This is a genomic window from Acutalibacter sp. 1XD8-33 (assembly GCF_003612555.1).
In the GTDB taxonomy this organism is placed as follows: domain Bacteria; phylum Bacillota; class Clostridia; order Oscillospirales; family Acutalibacteraceae; genus Acutalibacter.
On the sequence record NZ_RAZF01000010.1, the window covers coordinates 1 to 17,665 of the forward strand.

Consider the following 17,665-nt stretch of genomic DNA (forward strand, 5'->3'; position numbering starts at 1 on the left):
CCGCGCTGGATGTACTAGATCTGCCGGAAGAGGAAGTTAGTGCCGCGGACAAGTTATGGGCGGTGTTGAGGCCGGAGCTGGTGGACGAGATGATTCTCCATGAGTTTGCCTGCTGGTGTGCGGAAGAGGCGCTGGCATCTGTGCAAAACCCCGATCCCCGGAGTGTAGCGGCCGTTGAGGCCAAGCGGAAATGGATGCGGGGAGAAACTACCGATAGGCAGTTGGAAAAAGCCCGGGAGGCCGCGAGGGACGCCACGAGGGACGCCGCTGAGTATGCCGCGTGGTGTGCCGCTAGGCGTACCGCTATGGACGCCGCGTGGTGTGCCGCCATGGATGCCGCTAGGTGTGCCGCTGAATGTGCCGCCAGGTATTCCGATAGGTGTGCCGCTGAATGTGCCGCTTGGTGTGCCGCCAGGGATTCCGCTAGGCGTGCCGCTTGGTGTGTCGCATGGAACGATGCCCGGCGCAAACAAGTTCAGATGCTGCGGGAGCTGCTGGGGAATGGCTGAGTTTTTTCTGGATCTGGTTCCGCCGCGAGTGACGCACCAGCAGAAAAAAGTGGCGGTTGTGGGGGGAAAGCCCCGGTTTTACGAGCCGGAAAGATTGGCGGACGCCAGAAGGATATTCCTGCTCTTTCTCGCGCCCTACAGGCCCGCCAGTCCATGGGAGGGGCCCGTGCGGCTCTGTACCCGCTGGCAGTTCCCCAGGGGCAAGCGCAAAGCGGGGTGGAAAACCACACGGCCCGATACGGACAACCTCCAGAAGCTCCTGAAGGACTGCATGACCCAGGCGGGATTCTGGAAGGACGACGCGCAGGTGGTATCGGAGACGGCGCAGAAGGTGTGGGCCCAGAGGGCTGGGATCTGGATTAAGGCGGAAGAAATTGAGGTGTTCTCCCCATGAAGCCCAAAGAGGTGAAAGACTGGATGAACCGGCGGGTGATCTACAGGCCCAGCGGAGCGGCCTACCGTCTGACCGCGTATATCTACCGCCAGGACAGGAACGCCCAGCCGGTATACCAGGCGGAGCTGCAAGACCTGACGGCGGAGAGCTCGGTGCTCATCTGCCGCCTGCAGGATGTGGACCCGGAGAAATAAGGAGGGTGAAAACATGCCTGGAGCAAAGAGCAGAGATAAGAAAATGACCCACCTCTCCCTGTTTACGGGGATCGGGGGGCTTGATCTGGCGGCGGAATGGGCGGGGTTTACCACCATCGGGCAGTGCGAGTGGGCGGATTACCCCACAAAGGTGCTGGAAAAACACTGGCCTGGGGTGCCCCGCTGGCGGGATATCCGGACGCTGACAAAGGAGAGCTTTCATGAACGAACAGGATTACGAACAGTTGACCTTATTTCCGGAGGGTTCCCGTGCCAGCCGTTTTCCGTTGCCGGGAAGCGAAGAGGCTGTGAGGATGACCGTTACCTCTGGCCGGAAATGCTGCGGGTTATTGAAGAACTGCGGCCCCGTTGGGTTATTGGCGAGAATGTTGCTGGAATCATCAAAATGGCGCTCGACACGGTGCTTTCTGACCTGGAAAGTATCGGATACGCCACACAAGCGTTTATTATTCCGGCTTGTGCCGTCGACGCCCCGCACAGGCGGGACAGGTGCGCGATTGTGGCGAACACCGATGCGGGAAATGTTCCCAACGCCGACGGCTTCAATGGCAGAACACGGCGGGCCGAACGGGAGGGACAGCCACGGGAAACCGGGGCTACATATGGCGGCTTTAATGTACCCGACCCCCACGACCGGCGCGGGCCTATGCGGCGGCAGCGGGAACTATCATCAGTTGAAGAAGCTGGAAGCGGCGGGAGAGATCACGGAGGAAGAGCGCCGGAACATGGCACAAAGGAACGGCGGGCAGCTGAATCCGGATTGGGTCGAGTGGCTGCAAGGATTTCCAATAGGATGGACGGAGGTGGAATAAATGGCGATGGCAGAAAAAACAGCTCCGGTCAAGCGATGCCCTGTTTGTGGAGCGCTCATGGTGAGAAAACGATACAATGGCAGGTTGGAAGATATGGGAGCGTTTCTGCGCAGAGTATATTGCAGCAGAAAATGCATGGCAAAAGGATATACAAAGGCAGACGCTACTCTGGCAGCATTGAGGAAGAGGAGCTCGAAAATGCGCGGAAAAAGCTGCTAGATGTGCGGGGCAAAAGAAAATCTTCAGGCGCATCACATAGACCAGAATCCGAAAAACAATACGTCGGGAAATATTATGACACTGTGCGCGGGGTGCCACACCAGACTTCATTGGGCTCAGGGCAAAACGGTGTGTCAGCGCAGAACATTGGCTTCTGGCAGGACGAACCTTTGAACGTGCCCAGGATCGCGGTCGGCATAAAGGACCGGGTGAACCGGCTGAAATGTCTGGGAAACGCTGTGGTTCCCCAGCAGTTTTACCCGGTATTCCGGGCAATTTATCAGTTGGAAGGAGAGGGCTATGCAGGACATGGAGGCATACCGGATTGAGAACGCGTTCTCGGTTCGGGCCATAGACAGCAGCTGCAGGGGGCTGAAATACTTTGTGGACGACGACCGCAGGGGGATTGTGATCGCGGGCGACAGAGGCATGGTGGGCCTGACCCTGAAGCAGGCCGGGGCGCTGTCGGAGGAGCTTCCGGCCATTATTGAAACTCAGCTGGGATAGATATCAGGAAATCGAGGGAAATAAAAATGGATTATTTGGATTTTTTGCGTTCAAAGATTGATATCGCGCCGGAAACGGGAATTGCCATCGATCCGTCGGAGATCAGTCCGGCGCTGCTTCCCCATCAGCGCGATGGGGTAGCCTGGGCCGTGCGCGGCGGCAGAAGGGCGCTTTTCGAGGCCTTTGGCCTGGGAAAAACCGTTCAGGAGCTGGAATATTGCCGCCTGGTTTTGCGGCACAAGGGAGGCCGGGCCTTGATCGTCATGCCGCTGGAGGTACGGGCGGAGTTTCTCCACGACGCCGTGGAACTATTGGGGATGGAGGCCCCCCGCTACATCCGGCATATGGACGAGGCGGGAAAAGAGGGGATTTATCTCACCAATTATGAGCGCGTCCGGGATGGGGATATCGACCCCAGGGGTTTTACCGCCGCCAGCCTGGACGAGGCCTCGGTTTTGCGGAGCTTTGGAAGCAAGACCTATCAAACTTTTTTGGAGAAATTCAAAGGGGTGGAGTTCAAGCTGGTTGCCACGGCTACCCCCGCCCCCAATAAGTACAAGGAGTTGATTCACTACGCGGGATATCTGGAGGTGATGGACACAGGCCAGGCCCTAACCCGGTTTTTCAAAAGGGACAGCCAGAAAGCCAACAATCTGACCCTGTATCCTGGCAAGGAGCGGGAATTCTGGCTTTGGGTATCCAGCTGGGCCCTGTACATTCAAAAGCCCTCTGATTTGGGATATGCCGACGATGGCTATGACCTTCCCCCCATGCGGGTGCGGTATCACAAGCTGGAGACCTCCCCAGAAATTTCCACGGACCGGGACGGCCAAGAACGGCTTTATGAGGAGGCGGCTGTGGGGATGGTGGGGGCAATGAAGCTCAAGCGGGACAGCGTGGCCCAGCGGGCGGCCTATGCGGCGGAGCTGGTGGAAGAGAGCCCTCAGGATCATTTCATCCTCTGGCACGATCTGGAAGCGGAGCGCAGGGAGATCAAGCGGCTGCTGCCGGAGGCCCGGGAAATCTACGGGACCCAAGATCCGGAAGAACGGGCCGCCGCCAGCGCGGACTTCGCCCAGGGCCGCTGCCGCCTGCTGGCCACAAAGAAGGAGATCTCCGGCTCCGGCTGCAATTTCCAGCGGCACTGCCACAGGGCGATTTTTGTGGGAATTGATTTTGAGTTCAACGACTTCATTCAGGCTATTCACAGAATTTACCGCTTTTTGCAGAGAGAAGAGGTGGTGATCGACATTATCTATCTGGACCAGGAAGCAGAGGTGCTCCAAGCCCTGCAGGAAAAGTGGTCTCAGTACAACGAAATGACCCAGGAGATGGCAAGGATTGTCCGGGAATACGGCCTGTCCTCCCACAATCGGATGGACGTGTTGTCCCGGTCCATTGGGGTGGAACGGCAGGAGGTGAAGGAGGAACGCTTCACAGCGGTACATAACGACTGTGTTTTAGAGCTGCGGGGCATGAAAGGGAATTCCGTGGGGCTGATCCATACCAGCATCCCCTTCTCCAACCACTATGAATATACGGCCAGCTACAACGATTTCGGCCACAACCAGAACACGGAAGGTTTTTTCCGCCAGATGGACTACCTCTCTCCAGAGCTTCTGCGGGTGCTGCGGCCCGGCCGGGTAATGGTGGTCCATGTCAAGGACCGGGTGCTTTTCGGCAGCGCCACAGGCACGGGAATGCCCACGATGGAGCCATTCCATGCCCTGTGCATAGAGCACTACAGGAAGCATGGGTTTCAGTATTTTGGCATGATTACCGTGCTGACAGACGTGGTGCGGGAGAACAACCAGACCTACCGGCTGGGGTACACGGAGCAGTGCAAGGACGGCACAAAAATGGGAGTGGGGTGTCCGGAGTACCTGCTGCTGTTCCGCAAGCTGCCCAGCGACACCTCCAAGGCCTACGCGGACCAGCCGGTGGTCAAGTCCAAGGAGGAGTACAGCCTGGCCAGATGGCAGGTGGACGCGGCGGGCTTCTGGCGCAGCTCCGGAGACAGGAGGCCCACCCCGGAAGAACTGGCCTCTCTGCCCATTGGAAAAATCAGCAGACTTTACCGGGAGAGCTCCCGGCGGCGGATATATGACTATAAGGAGCATATCGCCGACGGGGAGGCCCTGCTGGAAGCGGGACGGCTCTCCAAGACCTTCGAGACCATCCCGGCCCAGAGTTGGTCCCCCTGGGTGTGGGACGATGTGTCCCGGATGAGGACCCTGAACACCAGCCAGAGCCAAAGGCGGCAGCAAATGCACGTCTGCCCGCTGCAGCTGGACATTGTGGAGCGTGTGATCGAGCGGTATTCCTCTCCGGGGGACCTAGTGCTGGATCCCTTTGGCGGGCTGATGACCGTCCCCGAGGTGGCGGTAAAAATGGGGCGGATCGGCTATGGCATAGAGCTGAACCCGGATTATTTCGTGGACGGCGTGGAGTATTGCCGGTCCGCCCAGGCCCAGAAGGACCAGCCCACCCTGTTTGACCTGGTGGGCCCCAGCGCCGGGTGACGCAAGAAAGGGGGCCATAAAATGACCAATCGGGAAAAGCTGAAGAGCATGAGCGATACGGAGCTGGGGGACTGGATCTGCGGGCTCATGACGGCGGAGGACTGCGAGGAAAGATGCCCGGCCAGGGACCTTTGCCATGTGGGCACAACGGTATGCCCCACTGGCTGAAAGCGAAAGCGAAGGAGGCGGAGGAGAGTGGATCCATTTGAGCGGGACGCCCGGCAGTATGAAAGAGAGTTAGAGCGGATTCAGTCCCGGCTGGAGATTCTGGAACGGCAGGAAAGGCACGATCATAGCGTTTCTTTGCAGAGGCAGATCGACATGTACAAGGAGATGGAAATCGAAATGAAAATCAATATCCGAGGGATGCGCCGCCGGGTAAAGGAGGAAAACCATGAACAAAACAAAGATTGAATACGTTGACTACTTCGACACCTACGAAGAGGCGGCGGCGTGTGCCGAATAGGCCCGGAACGCATAGGAGGCGATGATGATGAGAGACACATCTCTGGTCAGCTGGGCCTACTGGCCTCAAGGTGGGCCGGTCGTGCATGGCAAGATGCCAAGAAAAGATATGCAGAAAACTCTCCAGAAGTTTGAGGGTGAGGCCCAGAAGGTGCTGGCTGAGACCGGGGCGGACCATGTAGTGTATGGCCGCAAGTTCTACAATGAGGACGGAGAGCTTGAGGAGATTCGCTTCTACCTATTTCCGATGACCGATACAGAGTTCGAGAAAAGGGTCATCCCCCTGAAGAACCAGCAGGTATACGCAATCCACAAAATGAAGGAGGCGTTGGGATGAGCGACAGTCTGAGAGCGTCGGTGGTCTTCCGCAAAGCGCTGAATCAGTATGGGGCGGATCCCCAGGTTTTCATGGTGATGGAGGAAATGTCCGAGCTGCAAAAGGAGCTGTGCAAAAACCACAGAGGCGCGGATAATGTCTCCAGCATTGCGGAGGAAATCGCCGATGTGGAGATCATGCTGGAGCAGATGAAGATTCTGTTCGCCGTGGGCCCCCTTGTGGAGGAGGTCAAGGCCGCCAAGATCCGGCGGCTGGCAGACAGATTAGCGGGACGTCCGGAATCTGAGCAAAAGGAGGCAACACATGGAACACATCGAAAGCCACTCTGAGGCCGAAATTGTCAACGGATGTATTGCGCTGATGCAGGAACTGACTGGCCAATTCGAAGAGTACCTGGAGTATATGGACATTGTGCCAGGGGAGGGTGAGGAGCGGTTTGCAGCGGCTTTTTCATACTTCCACATTGTTCAGAGGCTTATGCTTTGGAAAACATACCACAGCGGCGGGACCTTCACAATACAAAAATGCGCTGAGTTGGGTTTTGACTCTGGCGATTGCGTGATTTTCCGGGACGAACGTGACAAGGAGGAAGAGGATGGACAGACTGACCATCCCTGACGGGGATTACTGCCGCGATGTGTGCGGCAATGCCAATACCTGCCGCCGGTTGAAGGAGGGCAAAACCATGTGCTCAGAAGTAGCTCGCTACCGCCGCCTGCGGGAGTATGAGGACACGGGGCTTTCGCCGGAGGAAATCGAAAAAATGATCGGGGAAGGAGGGCGGCGGCATGTACATTAACCTATTTTGGGCAGGGACGCTGCTGGTCATCGTGGTGGAAATTGTGTCCCTGTTTGTGATCGGCCTGGTTAACGCAAACAAGAAAAAGTAACGAAAAGGAGGACATTATGAAAAGCAAACTGAAATTGTATGGGATCATCGCGGCTATTTTGGCGGCAGTAGGCCTCATGTCTGTTTTTGCCGTACAGGGGGCCCAGAACAAGGCGATTGCGTTGGAAGAGCAGGTGGAAGCCGCGAAGTCCGACGTAGCCGTCCAGGAGAAGCGCCGGGTGGATCTGGTCTATAACCTGGCGGACTGCGTGAAGCAATACGACCGGCACGAGGCGGAAACCCTCACGGCCATTGTAGAGGGGCGGGGCGGCACAGGAAATATCGGAAATGCCTCCACCGCAATCGCGGCCGTTTCGGAGGCCTACCCGGAGCTGAAATCAGATGGCAACTACCGGGAGCTTATGAACGAGCTTTCCGTCACAGAAAATCTCATCGCCCAGTATCGTGCCAATTACAACAAACAGGTCAAGACCTATAACCGGCATGTCAGGTCTTTTCCGGGCAGGATGTGCCTGGATATTCTGGGCTATCAGTCCGCAGAGTTTGAATATCTGGATTATGACGCCCCCGCCAGCGCGCCCCAGGATCTTTTTGAGGAGCGCTGAAAATGGAGGTTACCAAGAGGGAAGTCCTTGCCAGTGTGGGAATCGTGGCGGTTATGCTGCTGATCGGGATGGTGATTTCCCAAAGAATCTGGCAGGCGAAGCTGGATCAGGATGAGATTTACCAAAAGGCGGCGGAAATTGCGGACGCGGAGCTTTTTCAGTATGGAATGCGTACCGGCTTGGGAAACGCTTTCGTGCATGGAGAGCTTTCCGCTGTGGACCCGGTCTCCTTCCCCGAAATTGGCGGGGAATATATGGCATTGGAAAAGGTGAAGGAGCGGCATACAAGGCACACCAGACAAGTAAGGCACACCAGAACAAACGCAAAGGGAAAAACGGAAACCTATTATACCACGGAGGAATATTGGACGTGGGACCGGGTTTCTTCGGAGGAAAAGACCTGCAAAGAGGTATTGTTCTGCGGGTCGGTTTTCCCCTCCACAAAAATTCAGCTTCCGGGGATGGAATATATCGCCACCATTCGGGAATCCGCAAAAATCCGGTACAAATATTATGGCACAGGCGCGAGCTGTACGGGGATGGTTTTCACCGAACTGAGAGACGGCGGTATTTCGGAGGATTCCCCCTTTTACAAGGATATGGACATCGAAGAGGCCAGGAAATTCTTGGAAAGCCGGGATTGGCGGTGGGTGTTTTGGCTTGTCTGGGCGGGCGTTACCGGCGCTTTGACATATGGCTTTTTCCGGTTGGAAAACAGGTGGATGGAATAGGAGGTGCGTCATGACAAAGGAGCTTTTGGAGCGGCACGCGGATACCTGCGAGGAGATCGGGGAGTTGGAGCGCCAGTGGAAAGCCCTGCCCCTGCGGGAGATGCTTTCCTTCCAGGAACAGCACGGGGAGCGGATGGCTCAGTTGGTGGCCTCTAAAATGGAGACGGAGGCCTTCGCCGGTTCGCTGCCCTGGGACAAGCGAAAGCTGGTGCGGGCGGTGATGAAGCACGGCCCCCGCTGGGACCTGGTCCGCCGGGAAATCCACAGCATGAAATCCCCGGACGCGCTGCGCATGGAGTATAACCGGATATTTGAAAACAATTTGTAAACTTTTTGCATTTGTTCGTTTTGTTCGTTTTGTTCGCCTATCGTAAAAGGTGTGAAAGAGAGTACAAGAAGTGTTTTCCTTTCTAAATCCGCCCCGGTTTTTCCTGTTTTCCCGGGGCGGGGAGATGCCGCCGTAGCTCAGTGGCAGAGCGGTGGAGACGAAGGAAGCGTCAACAGGCGCTGGGCGAGAACGCCGTTATCCACTCCGCGGGCCCCCGGTTCAAATCCGGGCGGCGGCAAACAATTCCCCCGCGCGGGGTTATCTCAGCTGGGCCGCTCCCATCCGTGAAAGCCGGACGCAACTCATGCGATTAGAAGGGACGCCGGTACGCCGCTGCAAGATGCGTACACGATATGCGGGCCATTTGGCGCATGAGCCTATGGCTGGCACCAGTGTGGTCTTGGATAATCGGAAAGAGGAAAAGCAGTTAAGCGCGATAATTGCTGAACTCCGGAAGAAGAACAAGGGCGTGTGATAATTGTACAATAAGCGCACGTCAGGCTTTGTGCCAAGCCACATAATATTCACGGCGCAGGTTGCCGGGGCAGCTCCCTGCAGGGTTCAAGTCCCTGGCCGTGGACGCTGTGCAGAGCGGGCGGGTCGCGAGCCGCTAATCTGCAATCACGGCATATGGGACGCGCACGGTGTGGTGAAGGGCGGCCGCCTGGTAGGGAGTGCGCAGTGCCGGAGAGGTCGAGAGGGAGAGTATCTGGCAAATATGTGCGGTGGCGGAATAGGTAGACGCATAATTTTCTGCGTTTTGTAAAACTTGCAATTCCGGTTCGAATCCGGCGGAGCGCTTGAACACAAGAGCTTTGTGCGAAAACGCAGGCGAATTGCATGAGCAGATGCGGGGTGCAAATCCCTGCCCGCGCGGGATATGTGGGCCCTTCCGGGCATGACCGGGGGGCGCGGGACATAAGGGAAGCACAGGCGGAAAGCATGAAAGCCCTGAATGACAGCCCGGCTCAGAAATCAAAAGGTAAAGGAAAATGGAAATGAATGAGATGCAGATTTATCAGGACCCTCGGTTCGGCCAGATGCGAGCCTTTCTCCGGGATGGGGAGCCCTGGTTTGTGGCGGCGGACGTGTGCGCGGCGCTGGAAATCAAGAACGGAAGGGACGCCATGACCCGTCTGGATGAGGATGAAAAGGGCGTCGCTTCAACCGACACCCCCGGCGGCTCCCAGAAAATGTCCATTGTCAACGAGCCCGGCCTTTACTCCCTGGTGCTGGGCAGCCGTAAGCCGGAGAGCAAGGCCTTCAAGCGGTGGATTACTCATGATGTGATCCCCAGTATCCGCCGCCACGGGCTCTACGCCACGGAATCCACCATAGAGGCCATGCTGGGGGACCCGGACACGGCCATCCGCCTTTTGCAGGAGGTGAAGCGGGAGCGGGCGCGGTCCAGGGCCCTGTCCGCGAAGGTGGAAGAGGACCGGCCCAAGGTGCTGTTCGCGGATTCGGTGGCGGCCTCCAACACCTCCATCCTTGTGGGGGAGCTGGCTAAGCTGCTGAGGCAGAACGGGGTGCAGACGGGCCAGAACCGGCTTTTCGCCTGGATGCGGGACAACGGGTATCTGATCCGCCGGGCGGGATCGGACTACAACATGCCCACACAGCGGGCCATGGAGATGAGGCTTTTCGAGATCAAGGAGACCAGCGTCACCCACGCCGACGGCCATGTGAGCGTAAGCAAAACCCCGAAAGTCACCGGCAAGGGCCAGCAGTATTTTGTGGGGGTTTTTCTCGGGGACCGGCGGGAGAAGGGAAACGAATGTGGTACATAGCCGCCGTATTATCCGCCATTTTTGTAGTCCTATATGTTCTGTTTCTCTTGACTGCAGCGGCCCAGGACAGGAACAGCGGTCAGGAGGACCAGCCTCCGCAGTTTTCCTCACCTGAGTATATGGAGCGCCTTGCCACTGTATGCGAGGCCCTTTGGCAGGAACGGGAGGAACCATATATCCTGATTCTTTGGTGGGGCTTAGACGGGCTCAGACTTAACGGCGACGGCTCTTTGGAATGGATTAGCAAAAGAAGGACTGTGGAGCAGCAAATGACGGGCGCGGCAGGGCTTTGCAATACAATCCCCGAGGAACGCAGCTGGTATGCATTGCAAAACTGCTGCAATGGCGCAGATTCCCGATTGTGGGAGCTGTCTCAGGCAAATTTCAGAATGAAGCTGCAGGCCGCCCAGATGGAGCATAACCAAAGATTGACCCAAATGATAGGGCAGATCCAAAGTGCCCGCGTCTGCGAAATCCCTCTGGGCAGGCAGATCCAAAGTGTGCCCTGCGATACAGACAAAAAAACAGGATGTGACCTATAGACGACCTGATTTTGAAAGAGGATGAGGAATTATTCAGATCATGGCATGGGCCCTGGGGCTGGCGGACAGGCAGATCAGACACCTGTGGACTGTCCCAAGGGAGGAGGTGGCAGGATGGAAAAACCGAAGCTGCCTGGCGAGGGCGTAGGCTTTGAGCGGATCCGGCGCATTACCGGCTATCTGGTAGGCACCACCGACCGCTGGAACAACGCCAAGCGCGCCGAGGAGCGGGACCGGGTGAAGCATCAGGTGAACGTCAAAGAATAGGAGGCAAATCAAAAATGGAGAACCAAAGCACAAATTGCTGCTGCTGCGAGTTCGGGCCCCATTCCGGGAATAATTTCCGGGAGATTCCCGCTGTTGTGGAAGTTGTGAGGCGGACCTTGCAGGGCCTGGAAGAAGCTATGAAAAAAGACAACCAGAAAATGGAGGAATCTGAAATGAAAGTGTCCTACAAAGACTACACCGGCCGTCTGATGAAGCTGGAACGCAAGTCCCCGAATCTGTTCCCCGTAGACCGATTCGAGCTGGCGATTCAGCTGGAGGAGGGCGAGATCGTCACCTTCCCCGACGTGCTCCTGAAGGACGTCTCCTTCACCGGGGGCAGGATTTCACTGGCAGAGTAGATCTTTCCTGTGGGAAAGGCGGCGAGAATGTGGCCCAAAGGCTGACCGACAAAAAGAAAAAGCGGATCATTGCGGATTATGTGCAGCTGGGCAGCTACAACGCCGTCGCGAAAATGCACGGGGTAGCGGACACCACTGTAAAGCGGGTTGTTCTCGGGGATCCCCATATGCGGGAAAAAGCGGAGCAGAAAAAAGAGCAGAACACGGCGGACATTCTGGACTACATGGAAAGCCAGCGGGACGACGTGTGTAAGGTGCTGGGGATCTGCCTGGGGGAGCTGAAAAAGCCAGAGCGCTACGCCAAAACTACCCCACAGCAGATCGCCACCACCATGGCCATCCTCATAGACAAGTACACCGCATTCGGCGGCGGGCCCAAGGAGGAGGCCGAAGAGGACGGTCTGAGCCGGAGCCTGCGGGAGCTGGGGGAGAGGCTGGAAAGCGATGATTAGCGATAAGCAAAAGAAAATTCTGGCCTTCCCCCACAGCTCCTACGAGGTTCTCATCTGCGACGGAGCGGTGCGGTCGGGCAAAACCTCTCTGATGGCCGTGGCCTTTATCGACTGGGCCATGAGGGAGTTCTCCGGCCAGAGGCTGGGGATCTGCGGGAAAACCGTGGACAGCGCCGTGAAAAACATCGTGGTCCCCTATTTGTCCATGAGCTACGCGAAAAGCCGGTACACCCTGCGCTGGCGGCGGTCCCAGAAAATTCTGGAAGTCCGCCGGGGCCGCCGGGTGAACTGGTTCGAGGTGTTCGGCGGAAAGGACGAGGCCGCTTTCATGTTGGTCCAGGGCCGCACTCTGGCCGGGGCCATGCTGGACGAAGTGGTGCTGATGCCCGAGAGCTTTGTGAATCAGGCCGTGGCCCGGTGCTCTGTGGAGGGGTCCAGGATCTGGTTTTCCTGCAACCCCGGCCCCCCCAACCACTGGTTCAAAACAGAGTGGATCGACCAGCGGGAGAAGCATAACGCCCTGTATCTGCACTTCGACCTGACGGACAACCCGGCCCTTTCCCAGAAAATCCGGGACCGCTATCAGCGCACCTATACCGGGGTGTTCCACGACCGCTACGTGAAGGGGCTCTGGGTAGCCGCCGAGGGCAGAATCTACCCCATGTTCGACCCGGACCGCCATGTGTTGGAGGAAATCCCCCCCACAGAGGGCCCCTGGTATGTTTCCACGGACTTCGGCATTCAGAACGCCACGGTGTTCCTCCTCTGGCGGAAGCAGGCGGACTCCGCCCGCTGGATCTGCCTGGGGGAGTACTACTACTCCGGGGCGGAGGCCATGCGGCAGAGGACCACCGCCGAGCATGTGGAGGGCCTGCGGCGGATGCTGGACGGAATCTCCCCCAGGGCGGTGATTGTGGACCCGTCCGCCGCCCCCTTGAAGGTCCAGCTGCGCCGAGTGGGGTATCATGTGCGGGACGGGGACAACCGGGTCCTGGAGGGCCTGGACGACGTGGGAGTGCTGCTGCAGAATGATCTGCTGGCCTTCGCGCCCCAATGCGAAAACACCATCCGGGAGTTCCCCGGCTACGTGTGGGACAGCGGGGCGGCGGCCCGGGGGGAGGACGCCCCCCTGAAGTCCGGCGACCACTGTATGGACGCGGTCCGGTATTTCGTCCGGACGCAGAAGCTGGTCCGGCGGTCCGGCCCGGCGGTTTAGAGCCCATCCCAAAAGAGAGAAAAAAGGAGGCGACCCAGTATCAGAACCTATCAGGACCTGCTTGCCTGCGGGCAAGATGAGGCCAGCCGGATGGAGTTTGTCCGGCAGGCGGTGGAGGAGCACAGGCAGAGCCGCCGCTATCAGACGGCCCGGAGCGCCCGGAAATATTATGAGCAGGAAAACCCCACCATCGCCCGGTATGAAAAGCTGCTCTACGACGCCCACGGCCTCGCCCACCGGGACCTGTACGCGGCCAATCATAAAATCGCCAGCGGATTTTTCACCTTCGCGGTGGACCAGCTCTGCGGCTATCTGCTGGGCAACGGGGTTTCCTTCACCCAGGAAAACACCAAGGGCAGGCTGGGGAAAAAGACCATGCCCCTGGACCAGCAGCTGATGGAGGCGGGGCAAACCGCTCTGATCGAGGGCGCGGCCTACGGCTTCTGGAATCTGGACCATGTGGACGTGTTCGGGGTGCTGGAATACGCCCCCCTGGAGGACGAGGAGGACGGGGCCATGAAAGCGGGGATCCGCTTCTGGCAGGTGGACCCGGAAAAGCCCCGGCGGTTCACCCTCTACGAGCCCGACGGCTACACGGATTATATCCAGCGCAAGGGGGAGGATATCCAGGTCTATGAGAGAAAGCGGCCCTATAAGCTGCTGACCTCCACCTCTCCGGCGGACGGTTCCAGAATTGTGGCCGGGGAGAACTACCCGGGATTTCCCATCGTCCCCCTGAAAAACAACAAGAAGAGCCGGTCCTATCTCTGCGGCAAGCGGAACACCGTGGACGCCCTGGACCTGGTGACCTCCGGCATGGTGAACAACGTGGACGAGGGGAACCTGATCTATTGGGTGCTGGTGAACTGCGAGGGCATGGACGACCTGGACGACGCCCAGTTTATCCAGCAGGTGAAGAGGACCCATGTGCTCCACGCGGAGGGCGACCAGGGAGCGACTGCCCAGCCCCACTCCATAGAAGCCCCGGTGCAGGGCAACGACGCGGCTATTTCCCGGCTGGAAAAGCGGCTCTATACGGACTTTCAGATTTTTGACGTGTCCGCCGTGCTGGCCGGAAACCAGACCGCCACGGCCATCCGGGCCATGTATGTGCCCATGGACCTGCGGGCGGATCATTTCGAAACCCAGGTGACCCGGTTCCTGCTGGGCATTCTGGAGCTGGCGGGCATTGAGGACGAGCCCAGCTATACCCGCAGCAAGATTATCAACACCCAGGAGGAGACCCAAACCATTCTGATGGGGGCGGATTTCCTTCCCCGCACCTATATCACGGAAAAGCTGCTGATTCTCTGGGGGGACGGGGACAAGGTGAAGAACCTCCTGGCCCAGATGGAGGCGGAGGAGTTGGAGCGCTTTGCCCCGGAGCCCTCCCGGCAGGAGGAGTCCGGAGAGGACACCCCTACCGCCGGGGAGGCCATAGAGGCGGCGGAAGAGGCCACCGGCAAAACCCTGAACGGGTCCCAGACATCCAGCCTGATCACGGTGATCAAGGGGCTGAAAAGCGGCGACATCACGGAAGGGCAGGCCGTGCGGATTCTGACCACCTCCATCGGCGTGACGCGGGAGGAAGCGCTGGCGATTATAAGGGGTGAGGAATGATGAGCGATTTTCGACCTAAAGATATTGTAATTTACAAACCGACGGGAGAGAAATTCATTGTTTACGGTCTGTTTGATGGGAAATGCGGACTAAAGCCAATCGGAGGGGAAGGACTGTTCGTTGCGGACAAGAACGATGTCGTTCTCGACGCGACCTTTTCGGAGGCGGCATCCCAATCGCTCAAAAATATTATAAGCAATCTGGAAGAGCCTAATGAAACGCAAACCTGACCTGGCCCATTCCCGCACCGACCGCGAGCTTGCCGCCCTGGAATCCCGCATCGCAGCCGAATACAAAAATGCCGCTAAGGAGCTGCAAGAGAAAATCGACGTCTACTTCGAGCGGTTTAAGGAGCGGGACGCAGAACAGCTCCAGCTTTTGCAGGAGGGGAAAATCACCCGGCAGCAGTACACCCAATGGCGGCTGGCGCAAATCGGGCGTGGGAAACGGTTTGAGGCCCTGCGGGACCGGGTGGCGGAGCGAATGACGGACGCAAATGAAGTTGCCTCCGCATATATAAATGACCGGACCCCTGCCATTTACTCCCTCAACCGCAACTATGCGGCCTACACCATTGAGAGCCAGGTTGGGGCGAATGTTGGCTTTGACCTGTGGGACGAACAGACCGTGAAGCGCCTGATCGTGGAGCGGCCGGACCTTATGCCGTATTATCCGGCAAAGCGGGCGGTGAAGCGCGGTATTGATCTGAAATGGGGCAAGCAGCAGATCACCGCCCAAATTACCAGCGGGATTCTACAGGGGGAGAGCATCAAGTACCTGGCCGACCGGCTTCAGACCAATATTCCCAACATGAACCGCACAAGCGCCATCCGGGCCGCGCGGACCGCCGTGACCGGGGCCCAGAACGCCGGACGCATGGACAGCTACGCCGCCGCCGAGGACATGGGGATCCGGCTCAAGAAGCAATGGCTGGCAACCCTGGACAACCGCACCCGCCACGCCCACCGCCTGCTGGACGGCCAGACCCAGGACCGGGACAAGCCCTTCCACTCTGAGCTGGGGGATATCATGTATCCGGGGGACCCTAACGCCAATCCCTCCAATGTGTACAACTGCCGGTGCACCCTGACGGCAGAGGTGCGGGACGCGCCGTTTCCCCCAAACCCCATACGCCGCGCCCGCGACCCGGAGGCCGAGGAGAACATCGTGATCCCCGACATGACCTACGCCCAGTGGGAGGCCTGGAAAAAGGCGGAAAACCGGTATATGTGGGAAACATACCAGAAGATGGGCAAGAACGCGTCCGCCGATCAGAGGCAGTACAATCACTATGTGGAGCTTCTGGGCAGAAAAGCGCCTAAGACGTTCCGGGCGTTCCAGCAGATGAAATATCGGGCCCCGCATAAGTACGAAGCTCTGAAAAAGCTGGCACAGCAACAAAGGAAGGAGGAAAGGGGGAAGAAATGAACGTTGAAATCACCGACAACAGCGCCGAATTCCGGGCCGGGATGGAGGCCGCCGTGCTGCGGGCGTTGGAGAAATGCGGACTCAAAGGGGAAGAGTACGCGAAGAAGATGTGCCCCGTGGACACAGGCAATCTGCACAACTCCATCTCCCATCAGGTGGAGCCGGGAGAACAGGCGGTTTACATCGGCTCCAACTCCGAATACGCCGCCTATGTGGAGCTGGGCACCGGCAAATACTATCCCGGCGGCAGGCAGGATCCCTGGGTCTACCAGGATGCCAAAGGCAACTGGCACCTGACCCATGGCCAGCGGGCCCAGCCCTACCTTAAGCCCGCCGTGGCCGGCCACGCCAAAGAGTATGAATCCATTATCAAGGGGGAGCTTCATGGGAAATAGCCGCTTGACGTCGGAACAGCTCCAAACGCTGGAAATGGTTCTCCGCCATGGGGACCGGGTGGAGCTGGTCCCGGTCAAGGGCGGAGTGCGCCTGCTGCGGGTGCGCCGGGAGGAAGTGAAAAAGGCGGAGGAAATTCCGGAAAACCCTTGACTTTAAGGGAAGTTTATGGTAAACTATACTTACAATATAATAAAAATTCCCCGCCCTAAGCGTTGGGCGGGAAGGGCCGAGAGGGGTCAATAACGGAAGCAGTTCCGCTGTTGGCCCCTTTTTTGTTTTTCGCGAAGAAACCAGATTCCCGGAAATAAGCGGTTTTCCGGAAGAGCCGAGCGTGGCTGTGGACCCCTGAGTGGGCCTGCGGCCGCGCTCTTTTTATTTGGTAAAACCCGCAGAGAACGCGGTTTTATAGATTAACGAACGGCAGAGACTGCCGCCGGGAAAAAGGAGTTAATTTTTTATGGCACTGACAAAAGCACAGGTACGGGAGATTCTTTCCGCCGCCGGGGTGGACAAGGAACATATGAGCGACGCTGTGGAGAAAATCATCGACGGCCATGTGGCCTCCGTGAACGCTCTGCGGGAGGAAATCGATACGTACAAGGAGACCGCCGGGAAGCTGGCCGACGTCCAAAAGGAGCTGGAAGCGGCCCAGACGGAGCTCTCCGCGTCAAAGAACGACAAGTGGGAGCTGAAGTACAAGGCGATCAAGGAGGATTTCGAGGCATATAAGGCCCAGCAGTCCCAAAAGGACGCCCACGCCGCCAAGGAAGCCGCCTATCGGGCGCTGCTGAAAGCGGCGGGAATCAGCGAGAAGCGGCTGGAATCCGTTCTCAGGGTCAGCGACGTGGACGGCGTGGAGCTCAACGAAAAGGGTGAGGTCGCCGACGCCAAGGACCGGCTGAAATCCCTCAAGGAGGAATGGGCGGACTTTATCGAGACGCGGGAGATCCAGGGAGCCCAGATCTCCACGCCCCCGGACGGAGCCGGCGGCGGGCGCACCATGACCAAGGAACAGATTCTGGCAATCAAGGACACCGGAGAGCGGCAGCGGGCCATGGCCCGGAACCTGGATCTCTTCGGCATAAAAGGAAAGGAGTAAAG

29 protein-coding genes, 1 tRNA gene and 2 pseudogenes are annotated in these 17,665 nt (G+C 58.1%); all 32 read left to right on the forward strand.

All coding sequences use genetic code 11. The features are described 5' to 3' along the window. Window positions 1-509 (forward strand): hypothetical protein (locus D7X94_RS18405; RefSeq protein ID WP_199715052.1); only part of this gene is annotated, 509 nt, incomplete at its 5' end. Then, complete coding sequence (locus D7X94_RS08515; RefSeq protein WP_120427304.1) at window positions 502-903, forward strand: RusA family crossover junction endodeoxyribonuclease; 402 nt, start codon at window positions 502-504, stop codon at window positions 901-903. The genes D7X94_RS18405 and D7X94_RS08515, both read left to right, overlap by 8 nt. After that, window positions 900-1,097 carry a hypothetical protein gene (locus D7X94_RS08520; RefSeq protein ID WP_120427305.1) on the forward strand — a complete coding sequence of 66 codons (198 nt, stop codon included), beginning with the start codon at window positions 900-902 and terminating at the stop codon, window positions 1,095-1,097. The genes D7X94_RS08515 and D7X94_RS08520 overlap by 4 nt, the downstream gene beginning before the upstream one ends. Window positions 1,098-1,110: 13 nt before the next feature. After that, window positions 1,111-1,626: pseudogene (locus D7X94_RS08525) on the forward strand (DNA cytosine methyltransferase); the annotation flags it as partial. 94 nt (window positions 1,627-1,720) lie between these two features. Beyond that, complete coding sequence (locus tag D7X94_RS18140) at window positions 1,721-1,930, forward strand: hypothetical protein (protein WP_147401687.1); 210 nt, start codon at window positions 1,721-1,723, stop codon at window positions 1,928-1,930. Then, entirely contained in the window at window positions 1,931-2,149 is a 219-nt protein-coding gene (locus D7X94_RS18145) for a hypothetical protein (RefSeq protein ID WP_147401688.1), read from the forward strand. After that, window positions 2,150-2,323, forward strand: coding sequence for an HNH endonuclease (locus tag D7X94_RS19840; RefSeq protein WP_442857897.1), 174 nt, complete (start codon window positions 2,150-2,152; stop codon window positions 2,321-2,323). It abuts the gene before it with no gap. After that, on the forward strand, window positions 2,281-2,478 hold the full coding sequence (locus D7X94_RS18755) for a hypothetical protein (RefSeq protein ID WP_199715054.1): 198 nt from the start codon (window positions 2,281-2,283) through the stop codon (window positions 2,476-2,478). Before D7X94_RS19840 ends, D7X94_RS18755 begins: the two co-directional genes overlap by 43 nt. Further along, window positions 2,450-2,656, forward strand: a complete 207-nt coding sequence (locus D7X94_RS08530) for a hypothetical protein (RefSeq protein ID WP_120427306.1) — start codon at window positions 2,450-2,452, stop codon at window positions 2,654-2,656. The genes D7X94_RS18755 and D7X94_RS08530 overlap by 29 nt, the downstream gene beginning before the upstream one ends. A gap of 26 nt (window positions 2,657-2,682) precedes the next feature. Beyond that, window positions 2,683-5,178, forward strand: coding sequence for a DNA methyltransferase (locus D7X94_RS08535; protein ID WP_120427307.1), 2,496 nt, complete (start codon window positions 2,683-2,685; stop codon window positions 5,176-5,178). Window positions 5,179-5,199: 21 nt separating this feature from the next. Next, window positions 5,200-5,346, forward strand: a complete 147-nt coding sequence (locus D7X94_RS18410; protein ID WP_158590961.1) for a hypothetical protein — start codon at window positions 5,200-5,202, stop codon at window positions 5,344-5,346. Window positions 5,347-5,373: 27 nt separating this feature from the next. Beyond that, window positions 5,374-5,592 carry a hypothetical protein gene (locus D7X94_RS08540; protein ID WP_120427308.1) on the forward strand — a complete coding sequence of 73 codons (219 nt, stop codon included), beginning with the start codon at window positions 5,374-5,376 and terminating at the stop codon, window positions 5,590-5,592. A gap of 79 nt (window positions 5,593-5,671) precedes the next feature. Then, on the forward strand, window positions 5,672-5,980 hold the full coding sequence (locus D7X94_RS08545) for a hypothetical protein (RefSeq protein WP_120427309.1): 309 nt from the start codon (window positions 5,672-5,674) through the stop codon (window positions 5,978-5,980). Next, window positions 5,977-6,309, forward strand: a complete 333-nt coding sequence (locus D7X94_RS08550) for a hypothetical protein (RefSeq protein ID WP_120427310.1) — start codon at window positions 5,977-5,979, stop codon at window positions 6,307-6,309. The genes D7X94_RS08545 and D7X94_RS08550 overlap by 4 nt, the downstream gene beginning before the upstream one ends. Next, a complete protein-coding gene (locus tag D7X94_RS08555) occupies window positions 6,284-6,598 on the forward strand; it encodes a hypothetical protein (RefSeq protein ID WP_120427311.1) in 315 nt (104 codons plus the stop codon). Before D7X94_RS08550 ends, D7X94_RS08555 begins: the two co-directional genes overlap by 26 nt. After that, window positions 6,576-6,779 (forward strand): hypothetical protein, encoded by a 204-nt coding sequence (locus D7X94_RS08560; RefSeq protein WP_120427312.1) that lies wholly within the window; start codon window positions 6,576-6,578, stop codon window positions 6,777-6,779. Before D7X94_RS08555 ends, D7X94_RS08560 begins: the two co-directional genes overlap by 23 nt. A 107-nt stretch (window positions 6,780-6,886) precedes the next feature. After that, window positions 6,887-7,435, forward strand: a complete 549-nt coding sequence (locus D7X94_RS08565; protein ID WP_120427313.1) for a LemA family protein — start codon at window positions 6,887-6,889, stop codon at window positions 7,433-7,435. Between the two features lie 2 nt (window positions 7,436-7,437). Beyond that, window positions 7,438-8,166 carry a hypothetical protein gene (locus tag D7X94_RS08570; RefSeq protein WP_120427314.1) on the forward strand — a complete coding sequence of 243 codons (729 nt, stop codon included), beginning with the start codon at window positions 7,438-7,440 and terminating at the stop codon, window positions 8,164-8,166. Window positions 8,167-8,176: 10 nt separating this feature from the next. Then, entirely contained in the window at window positions 8,177-8,494 is a 318-nt protein-coding gene (locus tag D7X94_RS08575) for a hypothetical protein (RefSeq protein WP_120427315.1), read from the forward strand. A gap of 126 nt (window positions 8,495-8,620) precedes the next feature. Continuing rightward, window positions 8,621-8,732 (forward strand) — tRNA-OTHER (locus tag D7X94_RS18415). Between the two features lie 760 nt (window positions 8,733-9,492). Next, window positions 9,493-10,284: a phage antirepressor gene (locus D7X94_RS08580; protein WP_120427421.1), complete on the forward strand. Its 792-nt coding sequence runs from the start codon at window positions 9,493-9,495 to the stop codon at window positions 10,282-10,284. After that, window positions 10,272-10,826 (forward strand): hypothetical protein, encoded by a 555-nt coding sequence (locus D7X94_RS08585; protein ID WP_120427316.1) that lies wholly within the window; start codon window positions 10,272-10,274, stop codon window positions 10,824-10,826. Before D7X94_RS08580 ends, D7X94_RS08585 begins: the two co-directional genes overlap by 13 nt. Before the next feature lie 144 nt (window positions 10,827-10,970). Next, a pseudogene (gene nrdD, locus D7X94_RS08590) lies at window positions 10,971-11,093 on the forward strand (anaerobic ribonucleoside-triphosphate reductase); the annotation flags it as partial. A gap of 14 nt (window positions 11,094-11,107) precedes the next feature. Further along, window positions 11,108-11,452, forward strand: a complete 345-nt coding sequence (locus tag D7X94_RS08595; RefSeq protein WP_120427318.1) for a hypothetical protein — start codon at window positions 11,108-11,110, stop codon at window positions 11,450-11,452. Between the two features lie 29 nt (window positions 11,453-11,481). Further along, the gene (locus D7X94_RS08600; RefSeq protein WP_120427319.1) at window positions 11,482-11,904 is read left to right on the forward strand and encodes a helix-turn-helix domain-containing protein; all 423 of its coding nucleotides are present in this window, start codon (window positions 11,482-11,484) and stop codon (window positions 11,902-11,904) included. Continuing rightward, on the forward strand, window positions 11,897-13,120 hold the full coding sequence (locus tag D7X94_RS08605) for a PBSX family phage terminase large subunit (RefSeq protein ID WP_120427320.1): 1,224 nt from the start codon (window positions 11,897-11,899) through the stop codon (window positions 13,118-13,120). Before D7X94_RS08600 ends, D7X94_RS08605 begins: the two co-directional genes overlap by 8 nt. Window positions 13,121-13,210: 90 nt before the next feature. After that, window positions 13,211-14,740 (forward strand): phage portal protein, encoded by a 1,530-nt coding sequence (locus D7X94_RS08610; RefSeq protein ID WP_120427321.1) that lies wholly within the window; start codon window positions 13,211-13,213, stop codon window positions 14,738-14,740. Beyond that, the gene (locus D7X94_RS08615) at window positions 14,737-14,970 is read left to right on the forward strand and encodes a hypothetical protein (protein ID WP_120427322.1); all 234 of its coding nucleotides are present in this window, start codon (window positions 14,737-14,739) and stop codon (window positions 14,968-14,970) included. The genes D7X94_RS08610 and D7X94_RS08615 overlap by 4 nt, the downstream gene beginning before the upstream one ends. Beyond that, the gene (locus D7X94_RS08620; RefSeq protein WP_120427323.1) at window positions 14,954-16,168 is read left to right on the forward strand and encodes a phage minor head protein; all 1,215 of its coding nucleotides are present in this window, start codon (window positions 14,954-14,956) and stop codon (window positions 16,166-16,168) included. The genes D7X94_RS08615 and D7X94_RS08620 overlap by 17 nt, the downstream gene beginning before the upstream one ends. Beyond that, the gene (locus D7X94_RS08625; RefSeq protein WP_120427324.1) at window positions 16,165-16,563 is read left to right on the forward strand and encodes an HK97-gp10 family putative phage morphogenesis protein; all 399 of its coding nucleotides are present in this window, start codon (window positions 16,165-16,167) and stop codon (window positions 16,561-16,563) included. The genes D7X94_RS08620 and D7X94_RS08625 overlap by 4 nt, the downstream gene beginning before the upstream one ends. Next, window positions 16,553-16,714: a hypothetical protein gene (locus D7X94_RS18420; protein WP_158590962.1), complete on the forward strand. Its 162-nt coding sequence runs from the start codon at window positions 16,553-16,555 to the stop codon at window positions 16,712-16,714. The genes D7X94_RS08625 and D7X94_RS18420 overlap by 11 nt, the downstream gene beginning before the upstream one ends. 307 nt (window positions 16,715-17,021) lie before the next feature. After that, entirely contained in the window at window positions 17,022-17,663 is a 642-nt protein-coding gene (locus D7X94_RS08630) for a phage scaffolding protein (protein WP_120427325.1), read from the forward strand. Window positions 17,664-17,665 lie beyond the last annotated feature (2 nt).

Coding starts and splice junctions, on each gene's coding strand:
- D7X94_RS18140 (WP_147401687.1), top strand. CDS start 1,721: ATGGCGGCTTTAATGTACCCGACCCCCACGACCGGCGCGGGCCTATGC.
- D7X94_RS08575 (WP_120427315.1), top strand. CDS start 8,177: ATGACAAAGGAGCTTTTGGAGCGGCACGCGGATACCTGCGAGGAGATC.
- D7X94_RS18410 (WP_158590961.1), top strand. CDS start 5,200: ATGACCAATCGGGAAAAGCTGAAGAGCATGAGCGATACGGAGCTGGGG.
- D7X94_RS18145 (WP_147401688.1), top strand. CDS start 1,931: ATGGCGATGGCAGAAAAAACAGCTCCGGTCAAGCGATGCCCTGTTTGT.
- D7X94_RS08515 (WP_120427304.1), top strand. CDS start 502: ATGGCTGAGTTTTTTCTGGATCTGGTTCCGCCGCGAGTGACGCACCAG.
- D7X94_RS08565 (WP_120427313.1), top strand. CDS start 6,887: ATGAAAAGCAAACTGAAATTGTATGGGATCATCGCGGCTATTTTGGCG.
- D7X94_RS08630 (WP_120427325.1), top strand. CDS start 17,022: ATGGCACTGACAAAAGCACAGGTACGGGAGATTCTTTCCGCCGCCGGG.
- D7X94_RS08530 (WP_120427306.1), top strand. CDS start 2,450: ATGCAGGACATGGAGGCATACCGGATTGAGAACGCGTTCTCGGTTCGG.
- D7X94_RS08555 (WP_120427311.1), top strand. CDS start 6,284: ATGGAACACATCGAAAGCCACTCTGAGGCCGAAATTGTCAACGGATGT.
- D7X94_RS08595 (WP_120427318.1), top strand. CDS start 11,108: ATGGAGAACCAAAGCACAAATTGCTGCTGCTGCGAGTTCGGGCCCCAT.
- D7X94_RS08550 (WP_120427310.1), top strand. CDS start 5,977: ATGAGCGACAGTCTGAGAGCGTCGGTGGTCTTCCGCAAAGCGCTGAAT.
- D7X94_RS08610 (WP_120427321.1), top strand. CDS start 13,211: ATGGAGTTTGTCCGGCAGGCGGTGGAGGAGCACAGGCAGAGCCGCCGC.
- D7X94_RS08570 (WP_120427314.1), top strand. CDS start 7,438: ATGGAGGTTACCAAGAGGGAAGTCCTTGCCAGTGTGGGAATCGTGGCG.
- D7X94_RS08605 (WP_120427320.1), top strand. CDS start 11,897: ATGATTAGCGATAAGCAAAAGAAAATTCTGGCCTTCCCCCACAGCTCC.
- D7X94_RS08535 (WP_120427307.1), top strand. CDS start 2,683: ATGGATTATTTGGATTTTTTGCGTTCAAAGATTGATATCGCGCCGGAA.
- D7X94_RS18420 (WP_158590962.1), top strand. CDS start 16,553: ATGGGAAATAGCCGCTTGACGTCGGAACAGCTCCAAACGCTGGAAATG.
- D7X94_RS08545 (WP_120427309.1), top strand. CDS start 5,672: ATGAGAGACACATCTCTGGTCAGCTGGGCCTACTGGCCTCAAGGTGGG.
- D7X94_RS08520 (WP_120427305.1), top strand. CDS start 900: ATGAAGCCCAAAGAGGTGAAAGACTGGATGAACCGGCGGGTGATCTAC.
- D7X94_RS08615 (WP_120427322.1), top strand. CDS start 14,737: ATGATGAGCGATTTTCGACCTAAAGATATTGTAATTTACAAACCGACG.
- D7X94_RS08620 (WP_120427323.1), top strand. CDS start 14,954: ATGAAACGCAAACCTGACCTGGCCCATTCCCGCACCGACCGCGAGCTT.
- D7X94_RS19840 (WP_442857897.1), top strand. CDS start 2,150: ATGTGCGGGGCAAAAGAAAATCTTCAGGCGCATCACATAGACCAGAAT.
- D7X94_RS08580 (WP_120427421.1), top strand. CDS start 9,493: ATGAATGAGATGCAGATTTATCAGGACCCTCGGTTCGGCCAGATGCGA.
- D7X94_RS08585 (WP_120427316.1), top strand. CDS start 10,272: ATGTGGTACATAGCCGCCGTATTATCCGCCATTTTTGTAGTCCTATAT.
- D7X94_RS08625 (WP_120427324.1), top strand. CDS start 16,165: ATGAACGTTGAAATCACCGACAACAGCGCCGAATTCCGGGCCGGGATG.
- D7X94_RS08560 (WP_120427312.1), top strand. CDS start 6,576: ATGGACAGACTGACCATCCCTGACGGGGATTACTGCCGCGATGTGTGC.